Origin of the sequence: Bradyrhizobium iriomotense (assembly GCF_030160715.1) — a bacterium.
Classification (GTDB): Bacteria; Pseudomonadota; Alphaproteobacteria; order Rhizobiales; family Xanthobacteraceae; genus Bradyrhizobium; species Bradyrhizobium iriomotense.
Map to the genome: position 1 here is coordinate 22,368 of NZ_BSOW01000036.1, position 21,801 is coordinate 44,168.

A 21,801-nucleotide genomic window follows, 5' to 3' on the forward strand; every position below is an offset into this window, starting at 1 on the left:
GCCAAGCGAACCAGAGTGACTCGCCAAAAGGCAGCCACGATCGCCGACGTTGCGCGGCTGGCAGGAGTATCGGTTGCGACCGTCAGCCGGACGCTGGCCCGCCCCGAGGTCGTGATTGAGGAAACCCGCATACGCGTGCTCGCTGCCGTGCGTGATACCGGCTACATGCCGAACATTTCCGCAAGGAACCTGCGCGTCCGAAAGACCATGGTCGTGCTGGTGGCGGTGCCGGACATCGCCAACCCGTTCTTCGCCGAGGTTCTACAGGGCATCGACGACACGCTGTCGGTCGCCGGCTACGGACTCATCATTGCCAATCTGGCCGGCCCGCCCGAGAAGGAGGCGCGTTACGTCGACCTGGTCTGCGCGGGCCAGGCCGACGGCGTTTTGCTCTTGTGCGGCCACGTGATCCGTAGCCCCGACCGCGACTTGCGCGAAGCGCGCGTGCCGTTGGTTGCCGCTTGCGAATACATCCCCCGCGAAAACTTCCCGCAGGTCACAATCGACAATGTCGGCACTGCGCGCGAGGCGGTGGGACACCTCATCGAACTGGGCCACGCAAGTATCGCCTATCTGTCCGGGCCCAAATCCAACATCCTCGAGCAGCAGCGTCTCGAAGGCTATCTGCAGGCCCTGCGCGAGGCGGGAATTGCGGCCGATGCGGGGTTGATTCTGCCCGGCGATTTCACCTTCCGCGCCGGTGTCGAGGCCGGCCGGGCGCTGCTTGCGCTCGAGCCCGTAGCGCGTCCGACCGCACTGTTTGCGGCCAATGACGAAATGGCGATCGGCCTGATCAAGACCGTGCACGCAGCCGGCCTCCAGATCCCGGATGATCTCTCCGTCGTCGGCTTCGACGGCATTGCCTATGCCGACTATTGCGAGCCGACCTTGACGACCATTGTCCAGCCGCGCCGGGACCTTGGGGCCACCGCCGCGGCCGAACTGATCGCTCTGATGACGACCGGCAAAGCGGGGCTGCGGAAGGATATTAATCTTCCCGCCACTCTAGCGCTCCGCGACAGTACGCGCCCGCCACGGAAGCGCCCCGGCCATCTACGCTCATAGGGCAAGGGCCGGGCCGTCGGCGTCCTTGCCGTCGCACCCACGACAACGATTTTGGTCACACTGCGATTTCCGCCTATTCGCGATCAGGCCAGTACAGAGCTCTAATACTGAGGAGCGCGACCAACTCCTCAGTCGTAGCATGAGGTCCCTGCCCTAACGACCCAACCCTTTAGGCAGCTCACTCCTCCGCGGGTATGTGCGCGGCCGCTCCCCCAAAAAGGGCGAATGACTAGCTCGCGGTGGACCATCGCATCGCGGCTCTGTTGTTGACGTAAAGCGCTTTGAAGGCCACGTGATCGGCGTCGTAGCGAATACGGTTGGCCTCATTCGGCACGATTTTGGACGCGATCGGGTTAATGCGGTCGATATCTTCCGGCGCGAAGATCCCACAGCCTATACCTGCGAGAAAGGCAGATCCGAGCGCAGCACCTACCGTCTCCCGGCGTATATTCTGACGGATGCCCGCAATGTCGCTGACGCACTGTGTCCAGAGTCGATTCTGCACTCCGCCTCCAGCCGCATAAATGCTTCGGGCCGGCTGAATTTCGGCAAAGCCATCGAGATTATGCCGGGTCGCGTGTCCGATCCCTTCGATCAGCGCACGATAGATATCGCCACGCCGGTGCGCGAGCGTCAACCCGAAGATCAGGCCCTTGGCTTGCGGATCATTGATCGGCGTTCGCTCACCACTGAAATAGGGGAGCATCAAAATGCCGTTCGCGCCGGGCGGGCTTTTGAATGCCTCTTCCATCAGCGCTTGGAAGGATGAATCATCGTCGGAAAGTCCGGTCATTTCCTTGCGAAACCACTGGGTGAGACCGCCTCCAGTCGCAAGCCCGCCCATGACGCTCCAGGTGTTCTCGAACAGAAACGGCGCAGCCCAGAAGCGGGAATCGACGACGAGATCGGCATTGACCTGGATGAAGAAGGCCGTAGTGCCATACATTATCATCAAGTCACCCGGCTTTTGTACGCCGACGCTGATCGCTTCACTCGCCGCATCGATGGTGCCAGCAATAACGGGCGTGCTGGCGGCAAGCCCGGTTTCTGCTGCGGCCTCAGTGCTCACGTGGCCGACAACCTCCGTGGTCCAGGCGATTTGAGGTAGCCAGTCGACAGGGCAAATCCGTTCGGTCGTCTCCCGATGCCAGGCCTTGGCGGCGAGGTCATAGAATGGCGAATAGCAGGACGCGCCGTAGTGATCGACGACCCACCGTCCCGTCAATCGGTGGACGATAAAGGTAGGGCAACCGACGATCCGCGCCGTTCTGCGGAAGGTGTCAGGCTCGTGCTTGGCAAGCCATCGCACTTTCGGGCCGACAGATTGTGTCGTCAGCGGATTGCCGGTTCGGGCCAGTACTGCCTGCGCGCCGAGGTCAGCATTGAGCTCATCGATTTCGGCTTCGGCGCGTGTATCCACCCCATATAGGATCGCCGGGCGTAGGGGCTCGCCCCTTTCCGTCACAGGCAGTGCACAGGGGCCAATCCCGCTGCACCCGACCGCAGCGATCGCGGCCGGGTTGATCCCACTGTCCGCGATCAGCCGCTGGCTCAGCGTACGAAAGCCCTCCCACCAATCCTGCACCGCATCATGTTCAGCGAGTCCTGGCCCTGGCACGCTCATATCGTGCTTGCGCTGCGCCGTTGCCCGAATAGTACCGGACTCATCGAGGAGGACGCCTTTGCTGGAATAACTGCCGATATCGATGCCTAGGAGGTGGCGCATGAATATCTCCTCCGTTTGAAGGAGAAACCTGCTTTCATATCGCGCAGAGCCAGGGCAAGCAGCGCCGCTATCTGTTCAAGATCGGCCAGATCGCAGGTTTCGATCGGCGCATGCGTGTAGCGTGTCGGGTAGCCGATATCGATGGAGGGAATTCCTTCGCCCACGAGCTGAACATAGGAGGAATCCGTGAGGCAGCCGGTATGAGCGCTGCGCTGGATGGGCATGCCGACACGACTTGCTGTCTCCACAAGATGATTGAGGAGTGCGGGATGGGCAAGCGTACCATTGAGCGTGCCGCGTCCGTGGAAGCTGTAGAGGCCGAGCGCTGGGCCGCCGCCGAGCTGCAGTTCGCCGCGCTCCGCGAGATCCGGTGTATCGGAAGCGACCATGATGTCGATCGAAATGGCAGCATCTGGCCTCAGACGGTTGGCCGCAAGCATGGCGCCCCGCAGGTTGAACTCCTCCTGAACCGAAAACACCGCATGCAGCGTTGTGGGAACGGGTTCATCCAAAACTCTCTGCACAAGGTCCATCAGCGCGGCGCAGCCAGCGCGGTCGTCGACCGCCGTTCCGGACACACGCGTACCGGCCAGCCGTTCGAAAGCGGGGCAGTAAGTGACGGGCGCACCGATTTCGACGCCGAGGGCCCGCACCTCTTCCGCCGACTTGGCGCCAAGATCGAGGAAGAGCTTGTCATAGCCGAGCACTTGGCTCTTTTCATCCTGCGACGTGGCATGGTGCGCCTTGATACCGATGACGCAAGGAACCTGCTTGCCGTATTTGTTCATGATCACCATACGCAGGCCCGGCAGCACACGTTCGGGCACGCCCCCGAGCCGTTCCACCCGAACGAAGCCGTTCGCTTCAATCCGCCGTACCAACAGGCCAAGCTGATCGGTATGAGCGAAGACCATCACCGATGGAGCTGCGGCGTCGGTCCCCTTCACCGTGAGAGTCAGATTTCCGAACGCATCGAGGTGATTCTCGACGCGGCGGTCGGAAAAGGCGGCCCGGATGTAGTCGCTCACCGGATCTTCGTAACCGGAAAGACCGGATATCAGGCAGAGCTCCTTGGTCCATGTCTCGATGCGGGCGAGGCTGTGCTGGTCAATCGTCACTTGGGTCCAATCCGGTCCGGCAAAGGACCTTTGCTGTTCATCAAATCTGGATCGAACCGGCGCCGGGGAGTGCCGGATCAAGCTGAGCGTTTTTTAAACGACCGCGCGCGAGGCAGAGCGGATCACCTTAACTTTTTCCATGAAGGCTTTGACCCGCGTCGGATCGACCGGGTTTTCGAAGAGGCCGTCGACCTTGAAAGTCGATCCCACGACTGCCCCGTCCGAAACAGCGAGCTGCCGTTCGATATTGTCGAGCCGACAACCCGTGTTGCAAAGCACGGCTGTACCCGGCACGGCCTTTTTGACCGTGGAAAGGACGTGGGTGTCGGTTTCGGCACCAGCAGTAAGGCCCGATACGCAGATGGCGTCAGGCCGGTTGTTGAACGCAGTCGAGCGGGCGATATCTGCAATCGAGCGGTCACCCAGATAGGCGGCGGCTTCGGGCACGATGTTGAATAGAAGCCTAAGCTTCGGGGCGAGCCTTGCCTTGTGGCGCGCCGTTTCACCGACATTGGTATTCCAGAGCCCGAAATCGCTGGCGTACACCCCGCTCATGATCTCGCGGATGAAGCTTGCTCCGGTGGCGGCGGCAAGATCGATCGAAGCAATGGGATCCCACAGGACGTTGACGCCAAACGGCACCTTGATGAAGCGCATGAGTTCACCGATGACGCGTGCCATGGCCACGGTGGTTTCGGGACGTACCTTGGTCAGGTAAGGCAGGCTGAACTCGTTGGAAAACATTACGGCGTCGACACCGCCGTTCTGAAGATGGTCGAGATCGGCAAAGGCCATTTCGATCACCTTCCTCATGCCGCCGGCCGCATCGTATCCGGGATCGCCCGGCAATGCCTGCAAGTGGCACATGGCGATGATCGGCTTGCTGACATGAAAGGTTTCCTCAAGCCACTGCATGAGCGCGTCCTCTTTCGATTTTTATTCGGCTAAGACATCTCGTTTTCGGGATAGCAGGGCGAAAGTTGGCCCCACCATAATCTGCTGTAGATGGAAGTCGGCCACGGCCATCCTACCATATACGGCAGGCGCTCAGTGCTCCCTCCGTTCGCCTGGCCGAGACACCGGAATGCGTTCGTTCCTTTTGCCTCATTCTAATCGGTAATGGCCAAGAGTTCGTCGAGAGGGGAGATCCACCCTACTTTTTGATCCTGTTCCTACTAGCTGCGCCCCAACGGCCGGTCGGTCGCGAAACAACCGTGCCCCGACACTCTGCTTCGATAGTCCGCTTTTGCGAAGGGCGTATGGCGCATTGCATTAAAGGCTCGCATGTCGACATTTGCTGCGCTTGTAAGCTAGAGCCATCTCTTCGGAAAAGTCTCGTCGATCATGGCGCTTATTGACAGCGCCATCAGCAGGACCTAGCGTATGCTGGTATACTAGGTATACCAATGTCCCGTCAGCTCAAACGATCGCGTCTCTTTGAGCAGGTCGTCGATATCCTCGAGCAGAGGATACGCGGTCGGGAATTGGTGGCTGGTGCCGAGTTGCCATCAGAACGTCAGCTCATGGCGGAGTTTGGCGTCGGCCGGACAGCTATCCGCGAGGCACTGTTTCATCTGCAGCGCGCGGGCCTTGTTGATCTCCGGGCGGGTTCGCGGGCACGGGTCACAGCCCCGAATGCTGAAGTCGTTATGACGTCGCTGTCGAGCAGCGCCAAATATCTGCTCTCCGATGACAACGGCATCCGTCATTTCCAAGATGCGCGTGCCCTCTTTGAGACCGGCCTGGCACGTGATGCTGCACGCAATGCCACCGCCAAGGATATCCGCTACCTGAGCGATGCGCTTGATGCGAACTACAAGTCCATTGGCGACGTCGGACGCTTTGAGGACTCCGATATAACGTTTCACTACGCGATCGCTACGATTCCCAAGAACCCCATTTATCTGGTCATGCACCGGGCCATTATCGATTGGCTCGTCGACCAGAGACGTGTGACGCTAAGCTATCCCGGCCAGAACCGGGTCGCTTTCGATGCGCATGTCGCGATCTTCGAAGCGATCAAGGCACACGATCCGGAACTTGCCGATGCCCGCATGCGCTCGCACCTCGATCAAGTTGGTAAGCTCTACTGGAAAGTCCGGAGGGCGGCCAAGTGAACGGTTCATGGTCTCCACCGAGTTCAAGCCAAAGCCGACTGCGATGGCGCAAGCTCATCGATTGCGCGAGCGCGAGCCGGGTTGCCGCGTCTGCGCTTCGCCGTCGTATCGGTAGGTCGACGAACGCGCCCAGCCTTATGAACTCTACAATCGTCGCGCGGCGTTCGACACGCACTATCAACCACCGTGCCTAGCGCATTCAACAGGACCGACGCCGACCTGATCGTGAACAAGAACGCTGACTGGGTTTGATCCCAAATTCGAGGGATCGAACAACAGACGCCAAACGGGAGGATGAACAATGGCTCGTGCCGGACTCAAGCAGATGACCCGCACGCCAGAGGCCAAGCTTGGTCATTTCATCGTCGAGTTTGCCACTCCGGGAATCGGTCATATCCTCAAACAAGCGGATTGCGATTTCGCACTTTTCGACCTGGAGCATTCCGGCTTCGGCTTCGAAACCGTCAAAAGTGCTGCACGCTATTTTGAAGCCGCAGGGTTACCGGCCATCGTACGCGTGCCATCAAAGGAATATCATCACATCGCGCGCGCGTGCGATACGGGTGCGGAAGGGATCATGATCCCGATGGTTAGCACTGCCGCAGAAGCAGAGGCTGTCGTTGATTGCATGAAATATTATCCGGACGGGCGACGTGGCGTTGCCTTGAGTATTGCGCATGATGCCTATGGGCAGGGCCCCGTGCCCGAGAAGCTTGCGGCTGCCAACGAGCGGACAACGCTGTTCTGCCAAATCGAGACTGCTGAAGGCGCCGAGAATGCCGACGGGATTGCCGCCGTCGATGGCGTCGACTGCCTTTGGGTCGGCCATTTTGACTTGTCAGTATCGCTAGGCATCCCCGGCCAGTTCGACCATCCGAATTTTCTGAGGGCGGTTGAGCAGACAATTGCGGCGGCCAAGAAGCACAAGAAGGCACTGGGCCGCCTTGTACCGACCACCGAAGTCGGCATAGCGCTTTACAAGCAGGGCTTCGATTTTTGCTGCTATTCGGGTGACGTGTGGGTGCTTCGGGATGCATTGGCCGCCGCAATCACCACCTTGCGGAAGGGATGCATGACATGAACGCGCCTTTCCGTGTTGCCCTTTCAGGCGATTTCAAGAAGGCCGATGGCTCGGCCGTCTATGCTGATTTCGATCTGACGCCTCTGCTGGAGGCCCCCGGCGTGGAAATAGCCTATTTGGATAACGCCAACCCTCTTCGCAGCAGCGATCTTGAAGACTTCGACGCACTTATCCTGCTGGCTCACCGCTTCGCGCCCGAAAGCGCGCCGAAAAACGGCAGGCTCAGCATCATCGCCCGCTTTGGCGTCGGTTATGACACGGTGGATGTGCCGACCTGTACCGCTGCGGACATCGCTTTAGCGATCACGCCGGACGGCGTGCGCCGCCCAGTCGCGGTGTCGATTATGACCTTCATTCTGGCCCTCGCCGGAAAGCTGATGGTGAAGGATAAGCTCACCCGGCAAGGTCCAGAGGGCTTTGCGGCCCGCGGCGAGCATATGGGCTTTGGTCTGGTCGGCAAGGTGTTGGGGTCGATCGGTATCGGTAATATCGGCGCTGAGCTGTTCCGGCTCGCCAAGCCGTTCGACATGAGATTCATCGCTCATGATCCATTTGCGGATACCGGGCTGGCGGCCGCGGTCGGAGTCGAACTCGTTGGTCTCGACGACGTGTTCGCCCGAGCCGACGTCGTTACGGTGAACTGTCCACTGACGACCGAGACGCGCCACCTCGTGAACGCCGACCGCCTCGCCCTGATGAAGAAAACCGCCTTCTTCATCAATACCGCGCGCGGACCAATCGTCGATCAAAAGGCGCTCACAGACGTTCTAGCAAAAGGGCGGATCGCTGGCGCGGCCCTCGACGTGTTCGAGCTGGAACCGACCGATCCGTCCGATCCTCTTTTCGCGCTCGACAACGTCATCGTGACGCCTCACGCACTTTGCTGGACCGATCAGTGCTTCGCCGGAAATGGTGCAGCCGATATCAGGGCTGTGCTCGACATTCAGCACGGGCGAATCCCGCGCGGTATCGTGAATCGCGCGGTACTCGAGAAACCGAACTTCCAACGCAAACTAGAGGAGTACCGCCGCCAATTTGCCAATTGAGAATTCCTCGCCGCAAACGAGCGAGGGACATTTGAAATGTCAATCAAGGAACGGGAGGACACGATGATCAATAGACGTGATTTCGGAAAGATCAGTCTTAGTGCCGGCCTCGTCGCGACAATGGGACGGCCGGCATGGGCCGCGTCGGCTGCCGACACCGCCGTCAAGGCCGCCCAGCAATACAAGGGACGCACGATCACGATTGTCTGGGAGGCAGGACTTCAGTCGCTCGATCCCACTCACTTCTCCGGTCCAAAGTGGAAGGAGTTGACCGGGATGGACGTGAAGGTGGTCGAGGTCGCTACTGCCGAGATGTTCACCAAGATCATGCAAGACTACAAGTCGGGAGCCGGCGCCTATGACGCTCTCAACGTGATTCCAGCCTGGATGCCCGATCTTGCCCAGGCCGGCGCGCTTGAGGCGCTTGACCCCTATGTCGAGAAATACGGTTACGCCTCCGAGCTACAGACAATTGCGCCGACCTACCGCGACAACCAGATGAAAGTGGGCGGCAAGATCTACGGCTTCCCCGACGATGGCGACGTTTTCCTGATGTACTATCGGCGCGACCTCTTCGAGGATCCAGCCGTACAGAAGGCCTTCAAGGACAAGACAGGCAAGGACCTCGCAGTGCCGAAGACATGGGCGGATTTCGATGTCGTCGGAGCTGGTCTTACGGACGTCCTAAAGGACAAGGGAATCTACGGCGCCTCCTTCTTCCGGCAGCCCCCCTACGCGATGTACATGTTCGAGGAACGCTTCCGTAATGAAGGCGGCAAGTTCTTCGATCCTGACACCATGAAGGCCACGATCAACTCCGATATCGGCGTCAAAGTCTTCACCGCCATGCGCAACGAGAACAGATTCATGCCGCCAGGCGTGGAGCAGTTCGGCTTTGTCGAGAATCTCGCGACTTTTCTGCAAGGCCAATCGGCCATGACCATCTCCTGGCCACCCTATGGGCGCTGGGCCGAGGGTTATGGTACGGACCAGGAGGCACTGAACTGGGTCCCGAAGACAACCATCGCAGGCAAGGTGGGTTACGCCCTACCGCCCGGGGGACATCCCGAGCTCGCTGCAGGCTTTGCGTTGTCGGTTTCGTCCACCTCGAAAAACAAAGATGCCGCCTATCTGTTCATCCAGTGGCTCAACAGCGAAGATGTGAGCCGCCAGCGCGTTCAACTTCCCTATACGCTACGCGATCCGTTCCGCGACTCGCACTATTCGGATCCTGGCTATCTCGCTCTTTGGCCAAACGCCAAGGACTATCTGGCAGCCTTGAAGCAGGCCTCGCAGACGGGCCTTCTCGATCTGTCGCTCCTACAGACCGACAAATACGAGGAGGTCATGCGCCAGGCGATTTCAAAGCTCTGGGCGGGCGACGATCCGAAAACGATCCTCGATGCGGCGGCCGCCCAATGGAACGACATTACGCAGAAAATCGGTGTCGATAAGCAGAAGATGGTCTATGCGGCCTGGGCCGCTGAGTCCGGCGCTTATCCAAAAACATAAGCACGCCCCTGCCCTCTCCCGCCTTCCAGCGGGAGAGGCTCCGCCCGCAGTCGACGACAGCACGAGGCCAAGCGGAACGCATCCCGACTTCAGCCATGACCGCCATCGCCCATCCCGACCGCAACTTCAAATACTGGCTGATCTCGCCGGCCATCTTCCTGCTCTTGCTGGTCGGCCTGTTCCCGCTGATCTTCTCGCTGGTGGTGAGCTTCATGCGCGTCACCATGCTGGAGACCGACACATCCTTTGCCGGATTGGCGAATTATGCCCAGCTCTTTCATGACGCGAGACTATGGCAGTCGCTCCTCCACACGGTGCTCATTATGGTCATAGCGCTGCCGGTCGAGCTGCTCCTCGGCCTCGCCATGGCCTATCTGTTCCTCGACCGCTTACCCGGTCGCCAGCTTCTGGTTTCGCTGCTGGTGCTGCCAACAATCATCTCACCGATCGTCGCCGGCGCCACATGGCGGCTCTTGTTCGATAACCGATATGGGCCGATCAACCAGATCATTGGCTGGTTCGCTGGCCACCCTGTGCCCGCACTGTGGACAGTCAATCCCGGACTCGTCTATCCCGCCATCATCTTCTGTGAGATCTGGCAGTGGACGCCGTTCATGTTCCTGATCTTGCTCGCCGCCCTTTCCAATGTCGACCGCTCGTTGACCGAGGCCGCTGAGATTGACGGAGCGCGGTTCTGGCGCAGCTTCCGCTACGTTGTCCTCCCCGCAATCTTTCCGGTCATGTCGATCGCCATTCTGATCCGCGGCCTCGACCTCTTCCGCATCTTCGACATCATCTGGGCACTCACGGCGGGCGGTCCCGGCACGATGACCGAGACCATTTCGGTCTATACCTATGTCCAGGGCTTCAGGCAGTTCGAAACGAGCTACACGGCGGCGATCGCCTTCCTTGTCATCGCGCTTCTCACCGTCATCGTGACCTGGGCCATTCGGCGCATGGGGCTGGCAAAATGAAAGGCGTACCGTTTCATCGTCGAAAGGAAACGAAGCTCGTCTTGCGCTATCTCATCGCGGCGTTCCTCGTCGTCATCTTTGTCTTTCCGATCTACTGGCTGTTTGCCATTTCGTTCAAGACGCCAGCCGAGATCTTCGCTTTTCCGCCGGTGTGGTATCCGAAGAGCATCCAGTTCAATAATTATGCGGTGCTGTTCAAGGATGGCGATGCCAAAACGGTCGGCAACAGCCTGGTACTTGCTTCGGTATCCACCTTGTTCGCCATGATCTTCGGCACCATCGCCGCCTACTCGCTGGTGCGTTTCAAGACAGGCGGCGAAAACCTCGCCGTATGGATCATATCGCAGCGCATGATGCCTCCCGTGGCCATCGCATTCCCGATCTTCCTCTTCTATGTCTGGCTCGGCTGGGTCGATACCTACATCGGGCTCATCATCCTCTATACGGCGTTCAGCCTGCCCTATGTGATCTGGATGATGCGCGGCTATATCGAGGAGATCCCGCTAGAGCTCGAAGAGAGCGCTCTCATCGATGGCTGCAATCGTTGGGAGGTCCTGTGGAAGGTGGTGCTTCCGATGGCGCGCTCCGGGCTGTTCGCCACCGCCGTCTTCACTTTCGTCTTTTCCTGGAACGACTTTCTGTTTGCACTGATCCTCACGCGCACCGAGGTCATGACCTACACGGTACAGGTCACGCATTACTTTGGCGGCCAATCGAACTTCTGGTCCAAGATCGCCGCGATGTCGGTGCTCGGGACCATTCCCGTGTTCATCACCGTCGCAACGCTGCAGCGCTATCTCGTCCGCGGCATATCCATGGGCGCAGTCAAGGGTTAACTCGTGTCAGACCTGAAGCTTACCGGGCTCCACAAGCACTACGGCACATACCATGCCGTCAAGGGAATCGATCTTGAGGTGCCCTCGGGCGAATTCACGGTACTGGTTGGTCCATCGGGATGCGGCAAATCAACTCTGCTCCGCACCATAGCAGGACTCGAGGAAGCGAGCGCTGGCACCGTTGAAATTGGCGGAAAGAACGTCACGTGGGCACGCCCGCGCGATCGCGACATCGCAATGGTGTTCCAGAACTATGCGCTCTATCCCTATCTCAACGTTTACGAGAACATAGCATTTGGCTTGCGGGCGAGGAGAGTTGCATCCACCCAAATAGACAAACGCGTGAAGCGTGCCGCCGACATGCTCGGCATCGCGCAGCTTCTCGACCGATTTCCACGTGAGCTTTCTGGTGGCCAGCGCCAGCGCGTCGCGATCGGCCGCGCGATCGTTCGCGACGCGCTGCTATTTCTATTCGATGAACCGCTGAGCAATCTCGATGCCCAGCTTCGCGACGACATGCGGGTTGAAATCAAACGGCTCCACCACGAGCTCGGCCGCACCATCATCTACGTCACTCACGACCAGATCGAGGCGATGACGCTCGCTGACCGCATCGCGCTGCTGCGCGACGGCAGGATTGAACAGCTCGGCACGCCGCTCGATTTGTTCGAGCGGCCAGCAACGCGCTTCGTGGCCGGCTTCCTCGGCAGCCCGAAGATGAACTTCCTTTCTGCCACCATCGAAGCCGGCGAAGTGATCCTTCGCGACGGAACGAGGCTCCCCCTGCCCGCCGCGCGCAACGCGATTAACGGCCAGGCCGTCGTTTTGGGGCTCAGGCCTCAGCACATTGCCAAGGCGGGTGCGAGCGCTGCGCCGGGTCACGCGCAACTGGCCGCCACCGTTGAGCTCGTCCAACCGACCGGCTCGCGGGTGCAGGTCAACATCCCGCTCGGCGGAATCAGCATCACCGCGGAATTCGCAGCCCACGAGGTCACCACTCCGGGCGAACAGGTCCGCATCGACATCGACATGACCCGCGCCGTTCTGATCGATCCGCAAACTGACAAGGTCATTTGAGGAAGCCGCCATGGCCCAGAAGAAGCCGACCCGTGCTGTTAAGCTCTTCGGAACCGAAGCCCCTGACGGTAAACGCCGCGAATTGAGAGCGGGACCAATCTCGGCAGTCTTCGACAGCGGCGCCTTGCGCTACATCCGCTATCACGGCGAAGAAGTCTTGCGCGGAATTGCCTATCTCGTGCGCGACAAGGACTGGGGTACCTATACTCCGGCAATCGAGAACCTGAAGATCCGCCAAAGCAAGAACGGCTTTGCCATCGCTTATCACGCCACCTGCAGGGACCAGAACCAGGCGATCCGTTATTCCGCGCAGATCGACGCAAGCGGTGATGGGACACTGAAGTTCTCGGCAGAAGCAACACCGCTTTCCGACTTCCTCACCAATAGGACGGGCTTTGTCGTGCTGCATCCGCTAGCAGGAACGGTGGGACGACCGGTTGAAGTCGTGCACACGGATGGCAAGAGAGAAAAACGTAAGTTTCCGAAATTCATCAGCCCAGGTCAGCCTATCTTCGAAATCCGCTCACTTAAGCACGAGCCATTGTCCGGAGTTGCGGTGACCGTCCTTATGGAGGGAAACAAGTTCGAGATGGAGGACCATCGAAACTGGATGGATGCCTCCTACAAGACCTATGTGTGCTCTCTGCTCGATCCCTGGCCGTACACGCTCGAGCGAGGCAAGAGCTTCAGCCAGTCAATCACACTCACAGTCTCGGGCAAACCGCCCAAATCTAGGCCAAGGACCTCCGATGCCGGCACGACCATAACCCTTGGGGGCACGAAAGGCCGCATCCCGCAAATCGGCGTCGGCGTGCCGATGGCGGAAGCCGCAGCGGCACTCGAGGCTGTGGACTTCATCGCCGCGGCGAAGCCTCAGGCGCTCGTTTGTCAGATCGACGGACGCGAGCAAGGACAGGAAGAGGCCGCCGCAAGCTTCCGCGATCTGTCAAGCCAGACAGGAGCTCCGGTCACACTTGAGATCATTTTGCCGGCCAGGGAGCCTGCCGATAAGGAAGTGGCAGCGATCGCGAGCGAAGTGAATGCTGCGGGGCTCACACCCGCGTCCGTTGTCATCACCCAGATGCACGATCTCAAATCGTTTCAGCCCAACACACCGAGACCCTGGGGGCCCACCTACGAGGAAATGGCGACGGCGACCCGAGCCTCTTTCCCGAATGCACTGCTTGGTGGTGGCATGCTCTCCTATTTCACCGAACTGAACCGCAAGCCGGTGCCAAGGGGCGTGTTTGACTTCATCACGCACACCGGCTGCCCAATTGTGCATGCGCCAGACGACATCTCGGTCATGGAGACGCTTGAGACCCTTCCGTGGATATTCGCTTCAGCACGCGCTATGATCGGCAAGGTACCCTATCACATCGGGCCGACCAGTATTCCATGTCGTGACAACCCTTATGGCGCTGCTGTTGCGCCCAACCCCGACAACAGGCGGGTCTGTCTCTCCGATTTAGATCCTCGACAGCGCGGCCTGTTCGCCGCCGCATGGAACCTCGGCTATGTGTCGGCAGCGGCAAGAGCCGGTGTCGACGCCGTGGCCCTCGGCTCTGCCACCGGATCCCAAGGGATGATCTATCGCAAATTGGCCCATGCGCAGCCGTGGTTCGACGGCCGCGACGCCAGACTCTTCCCAATCTATCATGTGATTGCAGGTCTTGCCGCTGCCAGCGGAGCAAGACGCATCGATACGGATTCGTCTGCACCCTCAAAGCTTGCCGCTCTTGCCCATCGCAACAAGGCTGGTGACGTGCTTTGGCTTGCCAACCTGTCAGGGGAACCTCAACGCCTGAAGGTCAAGGGCTTCGATGGCCGTGCCAGACTGGACGTTCTCGACGAAAAAAGCTTTGAAGCGGCGGTGCACGATCCCGCCTGGCTCAACAGCGACAGCGCGTTTATCCGCAAGGTGGGAACCTTTGAGCTTCCGTCCTATGGGATTGTCCGAATAAAGAGCGCCTGATCTTTCATTAGCACTAGACTGCGCGCCGATCATCTCAGAGGGGTTTGCGCGACAGTCGACGCGATCTTGACGCGATATTCGTGGGCGATGTTCGCCCGCACGCTCGACAGCGACCGCTACTCGCAAATGATCATCGGCGCATTGCCTTGCCACGGGTCGAGCCTGATGCCGTCGAGCGTCGAGAATACGCCCGCCTCGACTGTGTCATAGCCGGTGTGGTCATTGATCGATCCCTCGGGCGGGGATGCGGTGAAGGCGATGCTCAATGGATGAGGCACGCCTCCCCCCCTTACGCTCGCACGCTAGCGGCGATGGCCAAGGCTGATCCCGAGTTTGAGCGCCTTCTGGCGCAACGATCCTACACTGCGTTTCGTCAATTTTGCGATTTTAGCTACGGGGGTCTTAGCTTTCGAATGCGCTCGCAGCTCTTTGATGTCTGCCCTGGTATACTCACGGCGCACCACCTTCTTTTTGGTCTTCTTGGCCATCATCACTCCGATTGGTTGGGAGCGGCCTTCTAACACGAGTGGCTCGTTCTGCAACTCGCCCTCCCCCTTGCGCTCGTTCTCTGGTTGCGAAAGGATAAGCGATCATCGGTGCGAGCATCTAAATGCGTGGTCTGGCACCAAGCGTCATAGCCGGTGCAATGACTTGCGTGACGGGCGTTAATGCACAGCAGGAAGCTCTCACCGCAAGGGTGTCGGCAATCAGAGTGCGCCGGCAGCCTCCCCTTGATCGATACTAGCGTGAGCAAGCACACCTTTAGGCCCGTCATCAAACCTAGAGGAGACACTAGATGGACGACCCAACGAGAGCACTGCTGAAGTCTACCGGCATGAATGTGGGGTGGCTGCTTTCTAGTGGGTTCTTTTATTGGCTCGTGACTCCATCGCCTGCGACCACCTTACTTTCATTTGTTGCGGCTATCGGCTCGGGTCTGCTGGTTTGGCTGGCCATCCGGATTTTCTTGCTGTGGTTCGAAAATATAAAGAAACACCCGCCCGCCAATTTCGCGGTGCCCGCTATAGCCCTCGCCGTCTATTTCTTCCTTCTGATCGCTATGTGGTCCTACTTCTACGTCTTTCTTGCGCGGACCGCAGAGGACGCACACTTTCCCTTCTGCTCTGGCGCGGATCCGATCGATCCGAAACAATTCGGCATTATCGATTCCATCTATTTCACCGTTATCTCCTTTGCCACGGTCGGTTACGGAGATATCTACGCGTGCACAAGCCGATCGCGCTGGGCGCTCGTGGCGGAACTTTCGAATGTCGTGACGATCGGTTTCATCGGGCTTCCTGCCCTAGTGAACTTGGTGATCGAACTTGCGCAGCGGAAGTTTGAAAGCAGCAAATCCACCAATAGTGGCAGGGATTTACCCTTTGCCACGGGCACGTTGGTCATCGGTATGGCAATTATCGCGCTCGCTGTGCCGGTGACGTACGAAATTCTAATCGCGCGAAATACGGCCGACGGCAAGATTATGCAGATATACGCTGGGATCAGCGCTGTCATGCTCATCTCAATCGCGTTCGGCGCGCTCACGGTGGCGACTAACCAGATGCTGGGCGGGCGCGACGCGCGGTCGATATTGCTCAAGCGCGCGATCCAGCTTGTCCTGTTGGCCTACGCGCTTTTTGTCGAGGGCTTCGCCTATCTTTACCTTCTTATTGATCGGCCCGACGCGAACGCCTTCACCTTCGCAAGAAGCGCCGAGCATCGACTCGATTTCGGGAGCGCGAGTTACCTCAGCCTGACGACGCTCACGACGACGGGATTTGGCGACATCGCGCCACTATCGCCGACAGCGCGCATCGCAACGATCGGGGAAATTATGGTCGGGATAGTGTTTACCATGCTCGCTTTCGGGCTCGTCATTTCTGGCATCGTGAGCCAGCGAATGCAAAGGCGCGTATGATCCAGACACGTCGTTGATTTGCCGGTCGGTGCTCTACGGATAGGCCCCGCTGAGCCGCGAAAAGTCGACGGCTCAAATGGTAGCGGACTGAATAACGAGTGTCACACGATGCTGCGACTCGGTTCGGAGCGAATTGTATTCCGCGAGAAGAACTGCAACTCGGTCTCTATTCGGCAACTTGTCTTCTGTGCTTTCGATACTCACCATAGGCTCCTCGATGGCACTACTTTGTAACACGCCAGCCGCTTGGAACCGGACACGAAGTCCTTTCTTACACGAAGCATTCGCCAGAGAATCTCTGCTGGTCATGGCGATCTTTTGGGGTCGCACTGAACGCCCCTTGCGCTCGACTTCCGATCAGGCTGGGGAAATCTAGCTTTAGGTCAGCGCCTCTGCATTTTCCGAATCGGCAATCCGTGCTCGCTCTTGCCTAAAGGCTTTACATTTCTGGGTGTACCCGCGTGAGCCAGCTTGTCTCAGTGCTTTTGCTTGCCACCGCGCTGACCCTGACCTTATTCGTCGGAGTGGCAGCCTGGCGACTTTCGGCCGACGCGGACGCCGACATCACCGCCACGATTCCACACCAAGAATACGGCTGGAGGCTGAGGCGGTGAAGCATCCCCCCTGCGGTCGCTCGGATCGCGACGCGCTACGGTCTTGTAGTAGCGCCATCCTAGACTTTGTCTCGGACTTCACTCAGACCCTCATCTGCATCATGTTGCCACCTCACCGGACGGTCAAAACTATCCAGGATACGGTTGCGGCAAAGAGTGCTTGCGAGCTGATGCCGAGCGGCCACCTAAGCCTCCGCTTCGTGTGGGCCCATCTATGAAATCGTTGCAATGTCGTCAGGGGCTGCTTCGGAAGCAACCTGTGCACGACCTGTAGGGGGTCTGGCGTCATCCCAGCGAGGGCGCCGAGCGCGATCACTCCAATCGTTGCCGGCGTCGCGAAAAGCCAAATTGCTATTAATAGACCCGCGCAAGCATCGCAGCCGATAAGAGCTAAATCGAGGAAAAGCTTCGGGTCGGCTAGCAGACGGCGATTGTTGGCGCCGGGCTTTGATCTGATCGCTCGAAGTGGATAATCCCAATGCGGGATCGCATCGATCGCAAAGTGGCTTGCGAAGGCCGCAACCGCAACGAGGACTGGGTGCGACGGGAACAGACTAGCGATGGCGCCGCCGACAATTGCGTGAGTGCTTAGGATCATATCGCCTCGGCCCGTATGGCCACCACGTTGCTTTTTCTTTCTGCTAGCAGGCTGGCACAATAGGCTGCCCAATCGGCCATTATCCGCTCCGGTTCTCGCCTATGTCGCCGCGGCGACGGAGCCCGAACGTAAGCCCCATGAACCACATTTCTCTCACAAATGCGGCCAATGCTGCAAACCGTCTCATGGCATTGAATTTGCTAACGCTTTTCATTCAAACTCTGTGAATATTTCTGGGGTAGGCGCAGGTAAGCGAATGCGCCTTGTATTGTGCGCTTGGAGAGCGCCCCTGCGAGCGGTTCCAAAGTTCGGCCAACTCCCGGGCTGGAACTCGACGTGCACCGAAACCACGACGGATAGGTCCATGTCGAGAAGCTGAGCGCTCGGCGTGCCGATGATCCTGCGGGAGGTTGGCAAGAAGTCCAAAAAGGAGAAGCGCAACGAGGGGGTGGCCGTCCCGTGGATCTACAGCTCTCTTAACCATGCCGTGGCGCGGCTTAGTAAGAAGATCGACGGTGTGCCGCCGCACTTCACGTTAAGGCATGATCCGGAAGAGTGTGAAGCGGTTTTCCGAAAAGATCATGCGCAAACAACAACCTGAAGCGCGATGACGATTCATCCTAATCTCATCGCGCTTTAGACGCCTGCCGGCATGGTGGGATGACAGAGCTGGAGGAGGCAGAGCTAACGGATGGTCAAGGCCGCGCCCTGTCCGCTCACTAGCCCCAGAAGGCCTACGAAGGCTACGCCAAGAAAACGACCAAGTGCATGCAATCGGCGACCAGGAAGCGTTACGCGCATCGCCTTGCGAACGAAACGGCGACATCTATCCAGAATGCGGCATCTGACGGCGTTCAGAATGAGAACCGGGAGGCTGCCAAAAGTGCTTGGGCATCAGTCTGATAACTGGCGCGCTCGGAGAGATTCGAACTCCCGACCCTCGGAATCGAAATCCGATGCTCTATCCAGCTGAGCTACGAGCGCATCCTGCCCGGGACCGGGCCAGTTCCGAGTTTCGTCAGGCTGGGGCGCCCGGCTGTTCGGATGCAATGGGATTAGCAGAGAGGTTTAACGAGCAAAAGCCCTACCTGCCCGATCCGGGCAGGTACAGGGACGCTCACCACGTCGTGTTGAAGAGGCCGAAATGGGGCTGCTGAGCCATCCGCACCGGCCCACCGAACGTCGGCTGGCCAAAATAGGTCGGTTGCCCGTAATAGTACGGTGGCGGAGACCGCCTGGCGACCTTGCGCTTTGGCTGGACCGGCTTCTTGACCGACGCCGCATCGCCCTTCGGTTCCGTTGGGGTGAACTGGGCGAAGCTTTCGCGGACCCGCGCCTTGGCCGACATATCACCGAGTGCCGGGGACGCGTTCGGCTGCGCAGGCGGTTGCGTGGCAACGCCCGCCGTCTTTGCCGGTGCGGGCGGCGCAATCGTCGCCTGGCTGGTATCGAGCACCACACGTTCCGGCAGCTTGCGATCCGAACGAATCCGGATCAGCGGCGCTTCATTGCTCGATGTCACGATGTTCTGGGCGACCGGCGCTTCGGGCAGCCCAAGGTTCACAGCGAACAGCAGCGCGAGCAGCGCGCCGCCGACATACATGAAATACCGAAGGATGGGCATCTGGCAGCGCTCCACCCGCACAGCAGCGCACGGGCCCTTCGCCTCAACTGGCGATCCTTTAATTGGTTCCTGTGGAGCCCGCCCGGTTCAACGTCAACGCGAACTTTTTTCGTGATCGGCGGCATGACGGTAACTTTTCCGCCAGCGCGACAATGGTCCTTTAGACACGTCGCGCTGCGGCGAGCGAGCACTTGGCCTGACTGGCGTTTACGTTAACGAAGCCGATTGGCACATGCGCAAACGTCTTGCGGCTTTTCATGCTCACGGCTTCGGCAAGCACGCGCCTGCGATCGGTTAGGTGGCTGCCGTCACGGCGGGCGAAGGCGCAGAGGATCTCGACGTCCTTCACGGCATAGTCGTTGTCATTTCGCACAGTGAAGGTGACCAGCGCCCGCGATCCTAGCCCGCCACGGCGCCAGGATTGCGACGAAATGTGCAAGCGATCGAGTTCGGCTGGCACGGATGCCTGGGTCGCTGCGGCTTCGGGTGGCACAGACTGCGCAGGCTCAGGCTGGACGGTTGCCAACTCGATCCCGTCGCTCTCATTGCCTTCGGAAGCGGACATCAGCCCCCAGGCGCTGGCGCCGACCAGGACCACTGCCGCAAGCCACAATGGGCTTCTTCGCTTGACTGAGAAAGCCGGTCTCAGCAACGTACCGAGCTTGACGAGACTATTGAGATCGACGCGATAGAGCCCTGCGAGCATGGATGCGTCACCCAAAATGCGACGACGCGCGTCTCGCGCGTACCGTCTTCCGCCCTAACGCGCCGATACGGCCGTTCTGCGGCGCTGCGCCGGGCCGCCCCTTCAACCCGCGAGGCAGATTTGGGTTCCCGTAGGCAGCCGAATCTCGGGTAACAGGAATACGCAAGTGGCGATCGACCGAGGGGATCGCTAACATGACCGCAACGCCGCAAAGCTCGACGGGAGGAATGAAATGCCGGTAGTCACCTGGGACCATGTCCATCTGCGCAGCCCCGACCCGGAGGCGACGGCGGCTTGGCTGCGGGACGTGCTGGGTGGCGAAATCGTGCGCGGCCCGGCACGCATCGACGTCAAGCTCGGCGGCGCCAACATCTTCATCGCACCGCTTGAGCCCGGCAAGCCCATGAACCCGCCCCCGCCTCATCCCCATCAGGGCCTCGACCATTTCGGCGTCACGGTGAAGGACATCGACGCCGTCGCCGCCGAGATGAAGGCGAAAGGCGTTGAGTTCACGCGCGAACCAACCACGATCCGGCCCGGTGTTCGCGTCTGCTTCATCCGCGGCCCGGAAGGTATTTCGGTCGAGCTGCTCGAGCGCGACAAGAAATACGCCTGAGGCTGCGACGTGCCGCATCGTCCGATCCATCCGGCGCGGCACCACCGAGCTACGCCGGATTGGACATTCTCATGTCATGCTGCCCGGCATGAAGCAGCGGATCGTGACACCCATGTAGCCGTAGATCGGCCATACCATGGTGCGCCCGACCCGGTTCGGTTCCGAAATCACGGCCTCTTCCGGGACATCGACCCACACCAGCTCCTGCTGCTGGCCGTTGATCATGAAGCCATAGCGCGGCACGCGGACACGGTAGTGCCCGTCCTTGCTTTCCCAATCGGAATCCGAGATCGCCGACCCGTCGGCATCGGAGCAACACGGCCCCTTGCCGCTGCGCAAGCCGTCAAACCACGCCTTCAATTCGGCATTGGTGTTGACGAATTGGCCGCGGTCGCGTGCGTGCCCGAAGGGGACCGCAAGCACCACCAGGAGTATGGCACAACCGAGTTTCGCCGCGCGTCTCCAGCGCGTCGAACGGCCGATCTGCCCATGACTTGTCTTACAAAGGCTTGCTTCACAACTGACATTGTCTACACGCGCACTGCATAGACGCGGCTCATCGCCGCCGGAATTGATCCAGTTGGTCACGTTCGTCTTGCTCCAGCACCCCGCGGCCGGTGCAACTAGGGTTTATGCATTTCGCGGGCCAACTTGATTCGCTTCACAGGGCCTCGCTGCATTATGAGGCCGTCATACCCTTGTCATGCGCAAGCCAGGACAACTACGGCTCGCCGCGCGGCCAGCGGGTGAACTGCCGCGTTGCACGAGCGATGGCGCTTTGGCATAAACACAACATCGGCGTGCTGAGGGCGAAGGCAGCCGGCCACGGGACGTCATGAAGAACGGTCTTTATTCGATCCACGTGACGCTGCTCGATGGACGCGTCGGCAAAGGCAGCGGCGTGATCCTGTTTCGCGACGGCCAGATTCTCGGCGGCGATGCCTACCTCTTTTACACTGGCAGCTACACGGTGAAGGACAACGCCTTCAAGGGCGAGGTGCTGGTGCAGCGGCACACTTCCCCACGCGGCGACGACAATCCCCTGTTCGGCGGTCCGGCACCCGTCGGCGTCGGCGTCAGCGGCACCTTCACCGATACGCGCGCGGAGATGACGGGAACCGCGCTCGTCGGCAAGGCGAGCCAGATCTTTGGCGCCACCCTGCGCAAGCTCGCAGACATTGATTAGAGCATGATCCGG

21 protein-coding genes and 1 tRNA gene are annotated in these 21,801 nt (G+C 59.6%); 13 read left to right on the forward strand and 9 right to left on the reverse strand.

Features of this window, described 5'->3' with window-relative positions:
- The first annotated feature begins 15 nt into the window (after positions 1-15).
- Complete coding sequence (locus tag QQL28_RS36870) at positions 16-1,065, forward strand: LacI family DNA-binding transcriptional regulator (protein ID WP_284273622.1); 1,050 nt, start codon at positions 16-18, stop codon at positions 1,063-1,065.
- A gap of 229 nt (positions 1,066-1,294) precedes the next feature.
- Here the strand turns inward: QQL28_RS36870 and QQL28_RS36875 are convergent, their stop codons facing one another.
- The 3 genes from QQL28_RS36875 to QQL28_RS36885 all read right to left on the reverse strand — a co-directional run bounded on the left by QQL28_RS36875 (position 1,295) and on the right by QQL28_RS36885 (position 4,824).
- Positions 1,295-2,791, reverse strand: coding sequence for an FGGY-family carbohydrate kinase (locus tag QQL28_RS36875; RefSeq protein ID WP_284273624.1), 1,497 nt, complete (start codon positions 2,789-2,791; stop codon positions 1,295-1,297).
- Positions 2,776-3,909 (reverse strand): M42 family metallopeptidase, encoded by a 1,134-nt coding sequence (locus QQL28_RS36880; RefSeq protein ID WP_284273625.1) that lies wholly within the window; start codon positions 3,907-3,909, stop codon positions 2,776-2,778. The genes QQL28_RS36875 and QQL28_RS36880 overlap by 16 nt, the downstream gene beginning before the upstream one ends.
- Before the next feature lie 93 nt (positions 3,910-4,002).
- Positions 4,003-4,824, reverse strand: coding sequence for a BtpA/SgcQ family protein (locus QQL28_RS36885; protein ID WP_284273626.1), 822 nt, complete (start codon positions 4,822-4,824; stop codon positions 4,003-4,005).
- Between the two features lie 491 nt (positions 4,825-5,315).
- Here QQL28_RS36885 and QQL28_RS36890 point away from each other — a divergent pair, with 491 nt between their 5' ends.
- The 8 genes from QQL28_RS36890 (at position 5,316) to QQL28_RS36925 (ending at position 14,527) form a co-directional block, all read left to right on the forward strand.
- A complete protein-coding gene (locus tag QQL28_RS36890; protein ID WP_284273627.1) occupies positions 5,316-6,026 on the forward strand; it encodes an FCD domain-containing protein in 711 nt (236 codons plus the stop codon).
- A 301-nt stretch (positions 6,027-6,327) separates the two neighbouring features.
- Positions 6,328-7,107, forward strand: coding sequence for an HpcH/HpaI aldolase family protein (locus tag QQL28_RS36895; RefSeq protein ID WP_284273633.1), 780 nt, complete (start codon positions 6,328-6,330; stop codon positions 7,105-7,107).
- On the forward strand, positions 7,104-8,153 hold the full coding sequence (locus tag QQL28_RS36900; protein ID WP_284273634.1) for an NAD(P)-dependent oxidoreductase: 1,050 nt from the start codon (positions 7,104-7,106) through the stop codon (positions 8,151-8,153). The genes QQL28_RS36895 and QQL28_RS36900 overlap by 4 nt, the downstream gene beginning before the upstream one ends.
- 63 nt (positions 8,154-8,216) lie before the next feature.
- A complete protein-coding gene (locus QQL28_RS36905) occupies positions 8,217-9,665 on the forward strand; it encodes an extracellular solute-binding protein (protein ID WP_284273635.1) in 1,449 nt (482 codons plus the stop codon).
- A gap of 95 nt (positions 9,666-9,760) precedes the next feature.
- Positions 9,761-10,639: a carbohydrate ABC transporter permease gene (locus QQL28_RS36910; protein ID WP_284273636.1), complete on the forward strand. Its 879-nt coding sequence runs from the start codon at positions 9,761-9,763 to the stop codon at positions 10,637-10,639.
- A gap of 41 nt (positions 10,640-10,680) precedes the next feature.
- Positions 10,681-11,475: a carbohydrate ABC transporter permease gene (locus tag QQL28_RS36915; protein ID WP_284273637.1), complete on the forward strand. Its 795-nt coding sequence runs from the start codon at positions 10,681-10,683 to the stop codon at positions 11,473-11,475.
- A 3-nt stretch (positions 11,476-11,478) separates the two neighbouring features.
- Positions 11,479-12,552: an ABC transporter ATP-binding protein gene (locus QQL28_RS36920; RefSeq protein ID WP_284273638.1), complete on the forward strand. Its 1,074-nt coding sequence runs from the start codon at positions 11,479-11,481 to the stop codon at positions 12,550-12,552.
- A gap of 10 nt (positions 12,553-12,562) precedes the next feature.
- On the forward strand, positions 12,563-14,527 hold the full coding sequence (locus QQL28_RS36925; protein WP_284273639.1) for a D-apionate lactonase family protein: 1,965 nt from the start codon (positions 12,563-12,565) through the stop codon (positions 14,525-14,527).
- A 116-nt stretch (positions 14,528-14,643) separates the two neighbouring features.
- Here the strand turns inward: QQL28_RS36925 and QQL28_RS36930 are convergent, their stop codons facing one another.
- A complete protein-coding gene (locus QQL28_RS36930) occupies positions 14,644-14,805 on the reverse strand; it encodes a hypothetical protein (protein WP_284273640.1) in 162 nt (53 codons plus the stop codon).
- Positions 14,806-14,829: 24 nt separating this feature from the next.
- Positions 14,830-15,015: a hypothetical protein gene (locus tag QQL28_RS36935; protein WP_284273641.1), complete on the reverse strand. Its 186-nt coding sequence runs from the start codon at positions 15,013-15,015 to the stop codon at positions 14,830-14,832.
- 308 nt (positions 15,016-15,323) lie between these two features.
- On the opposite strand from QQL28_RS36935, the gene QQL28_RS36940 reads away from it, so the two are divergent.
- A complete protein-coding gene (locus QQL28_RS36940) occupies positions 15,324-16,445 on the forward strand; it encodes an ion channel (RefSeq protein WP_284273642.1) in 1,122 nt (373 codons plus the stop codon).
- A 1,600-nt stretch (positions 16,446-18,045) separates the two neighbouring features.
- Positions 18,046-18,258, forward strand: coding sequence for a hypothetical protein (locus tag QQL28_RS36945; protein WP_284273643.1), 213 nt, complete (start codon positions 18,046-18,048; stop codon positions 18,256-18,258).
- A gap of 306 nt (positions 18,259-18,564) precedes the next feature.
- Here QQL28_RS36945 and QQL28_RS36950 read toward each other — a convergent pair.
- The 3 genes from QQL28_RS36950 to QQL28_RS36960 all read right to left on the reverse strand — a co-directional run bounded on the left by QQL28_RS36950 (position 18,565) and on the right by QQL28_RS36960 (position 19,987).
- Positions 18,565-18,641: transfer RNA gene (locus QQL28_RS36950), tRNA-Arg, on the reverse strand.
- A 133-nt stretch (positions 18,642-18,774) separates the two neighbouring features.
- Positions 18,775-19,281, reverse strand: coding sequence for a hypothetical protein (locus tag QQL28_RS36955; protein ID WP_284273644.1), 507 nt, complete (start codon positions 19,279-19,281; stop codon positions 18,775-18,777).
- A gap of 160 nt (positions 19,282-19,441) precedes the next feature.
- Entirely contained in the window at positions 19,442-19,987 is a 546-nt protein-coding gene (locus QQL28_RS36960) for a hypothetical protein (protein ID WP_284273645.1), read from the reverse strand.
- Positions 19,988-20,219: 232 nt separating this feature from the next.
- Here QQL28_RS36960 and QQL28_RS36965 point away from each other — a divergent pair, with 232 nt between their 5' ends.
- Positions 20,220-20,603 (forward strand): VOC family protein, encoded by a 384-nt coding sequence (locus QQL28_RS36965; RefSeq protein ID WP_284273646.1) that lies wholly within the window; start codon positions 20,220-20,222, stop codon positions 20,601-20,603.
- Between the two features lie 69 nt (positions 20,604-20,672).
- Here the strand turns inward: QQL28_RS36965 and QQL28_RS36970 are convergent, their stop codons facing one another.
- Positions 20,673-21,191, reverse strand: a complete 519-nt coding sequence (locus QQL28_RS36970) for a hypothetical protein (RefSeq protein WP_284273647.1) — start codon at positions 21,189-21,191, stop codon at positions 20,673-20,675.
- Between the two features lie 247 nt (positions 21,192-21,438).
- Here QQL28_RS36970 and QQL28_RS36975 point away from each other — a divergent pair, with 247 nt between their 5' ends.
- The gene (locus QQL28_RS36975) at positions 21,439-21,789 is read left to right on the forward strand and encodes a GrlR family regulatory protein (RefSeq protein WP_284273648.1); all 351 of its coding nucleotides are present in this window, start codon (positions 21,439-21,441) and stop codon (positions 21,787-21,789) included.
- Positions 21,790-21,801: the final 12 nt, after the last annotated feature.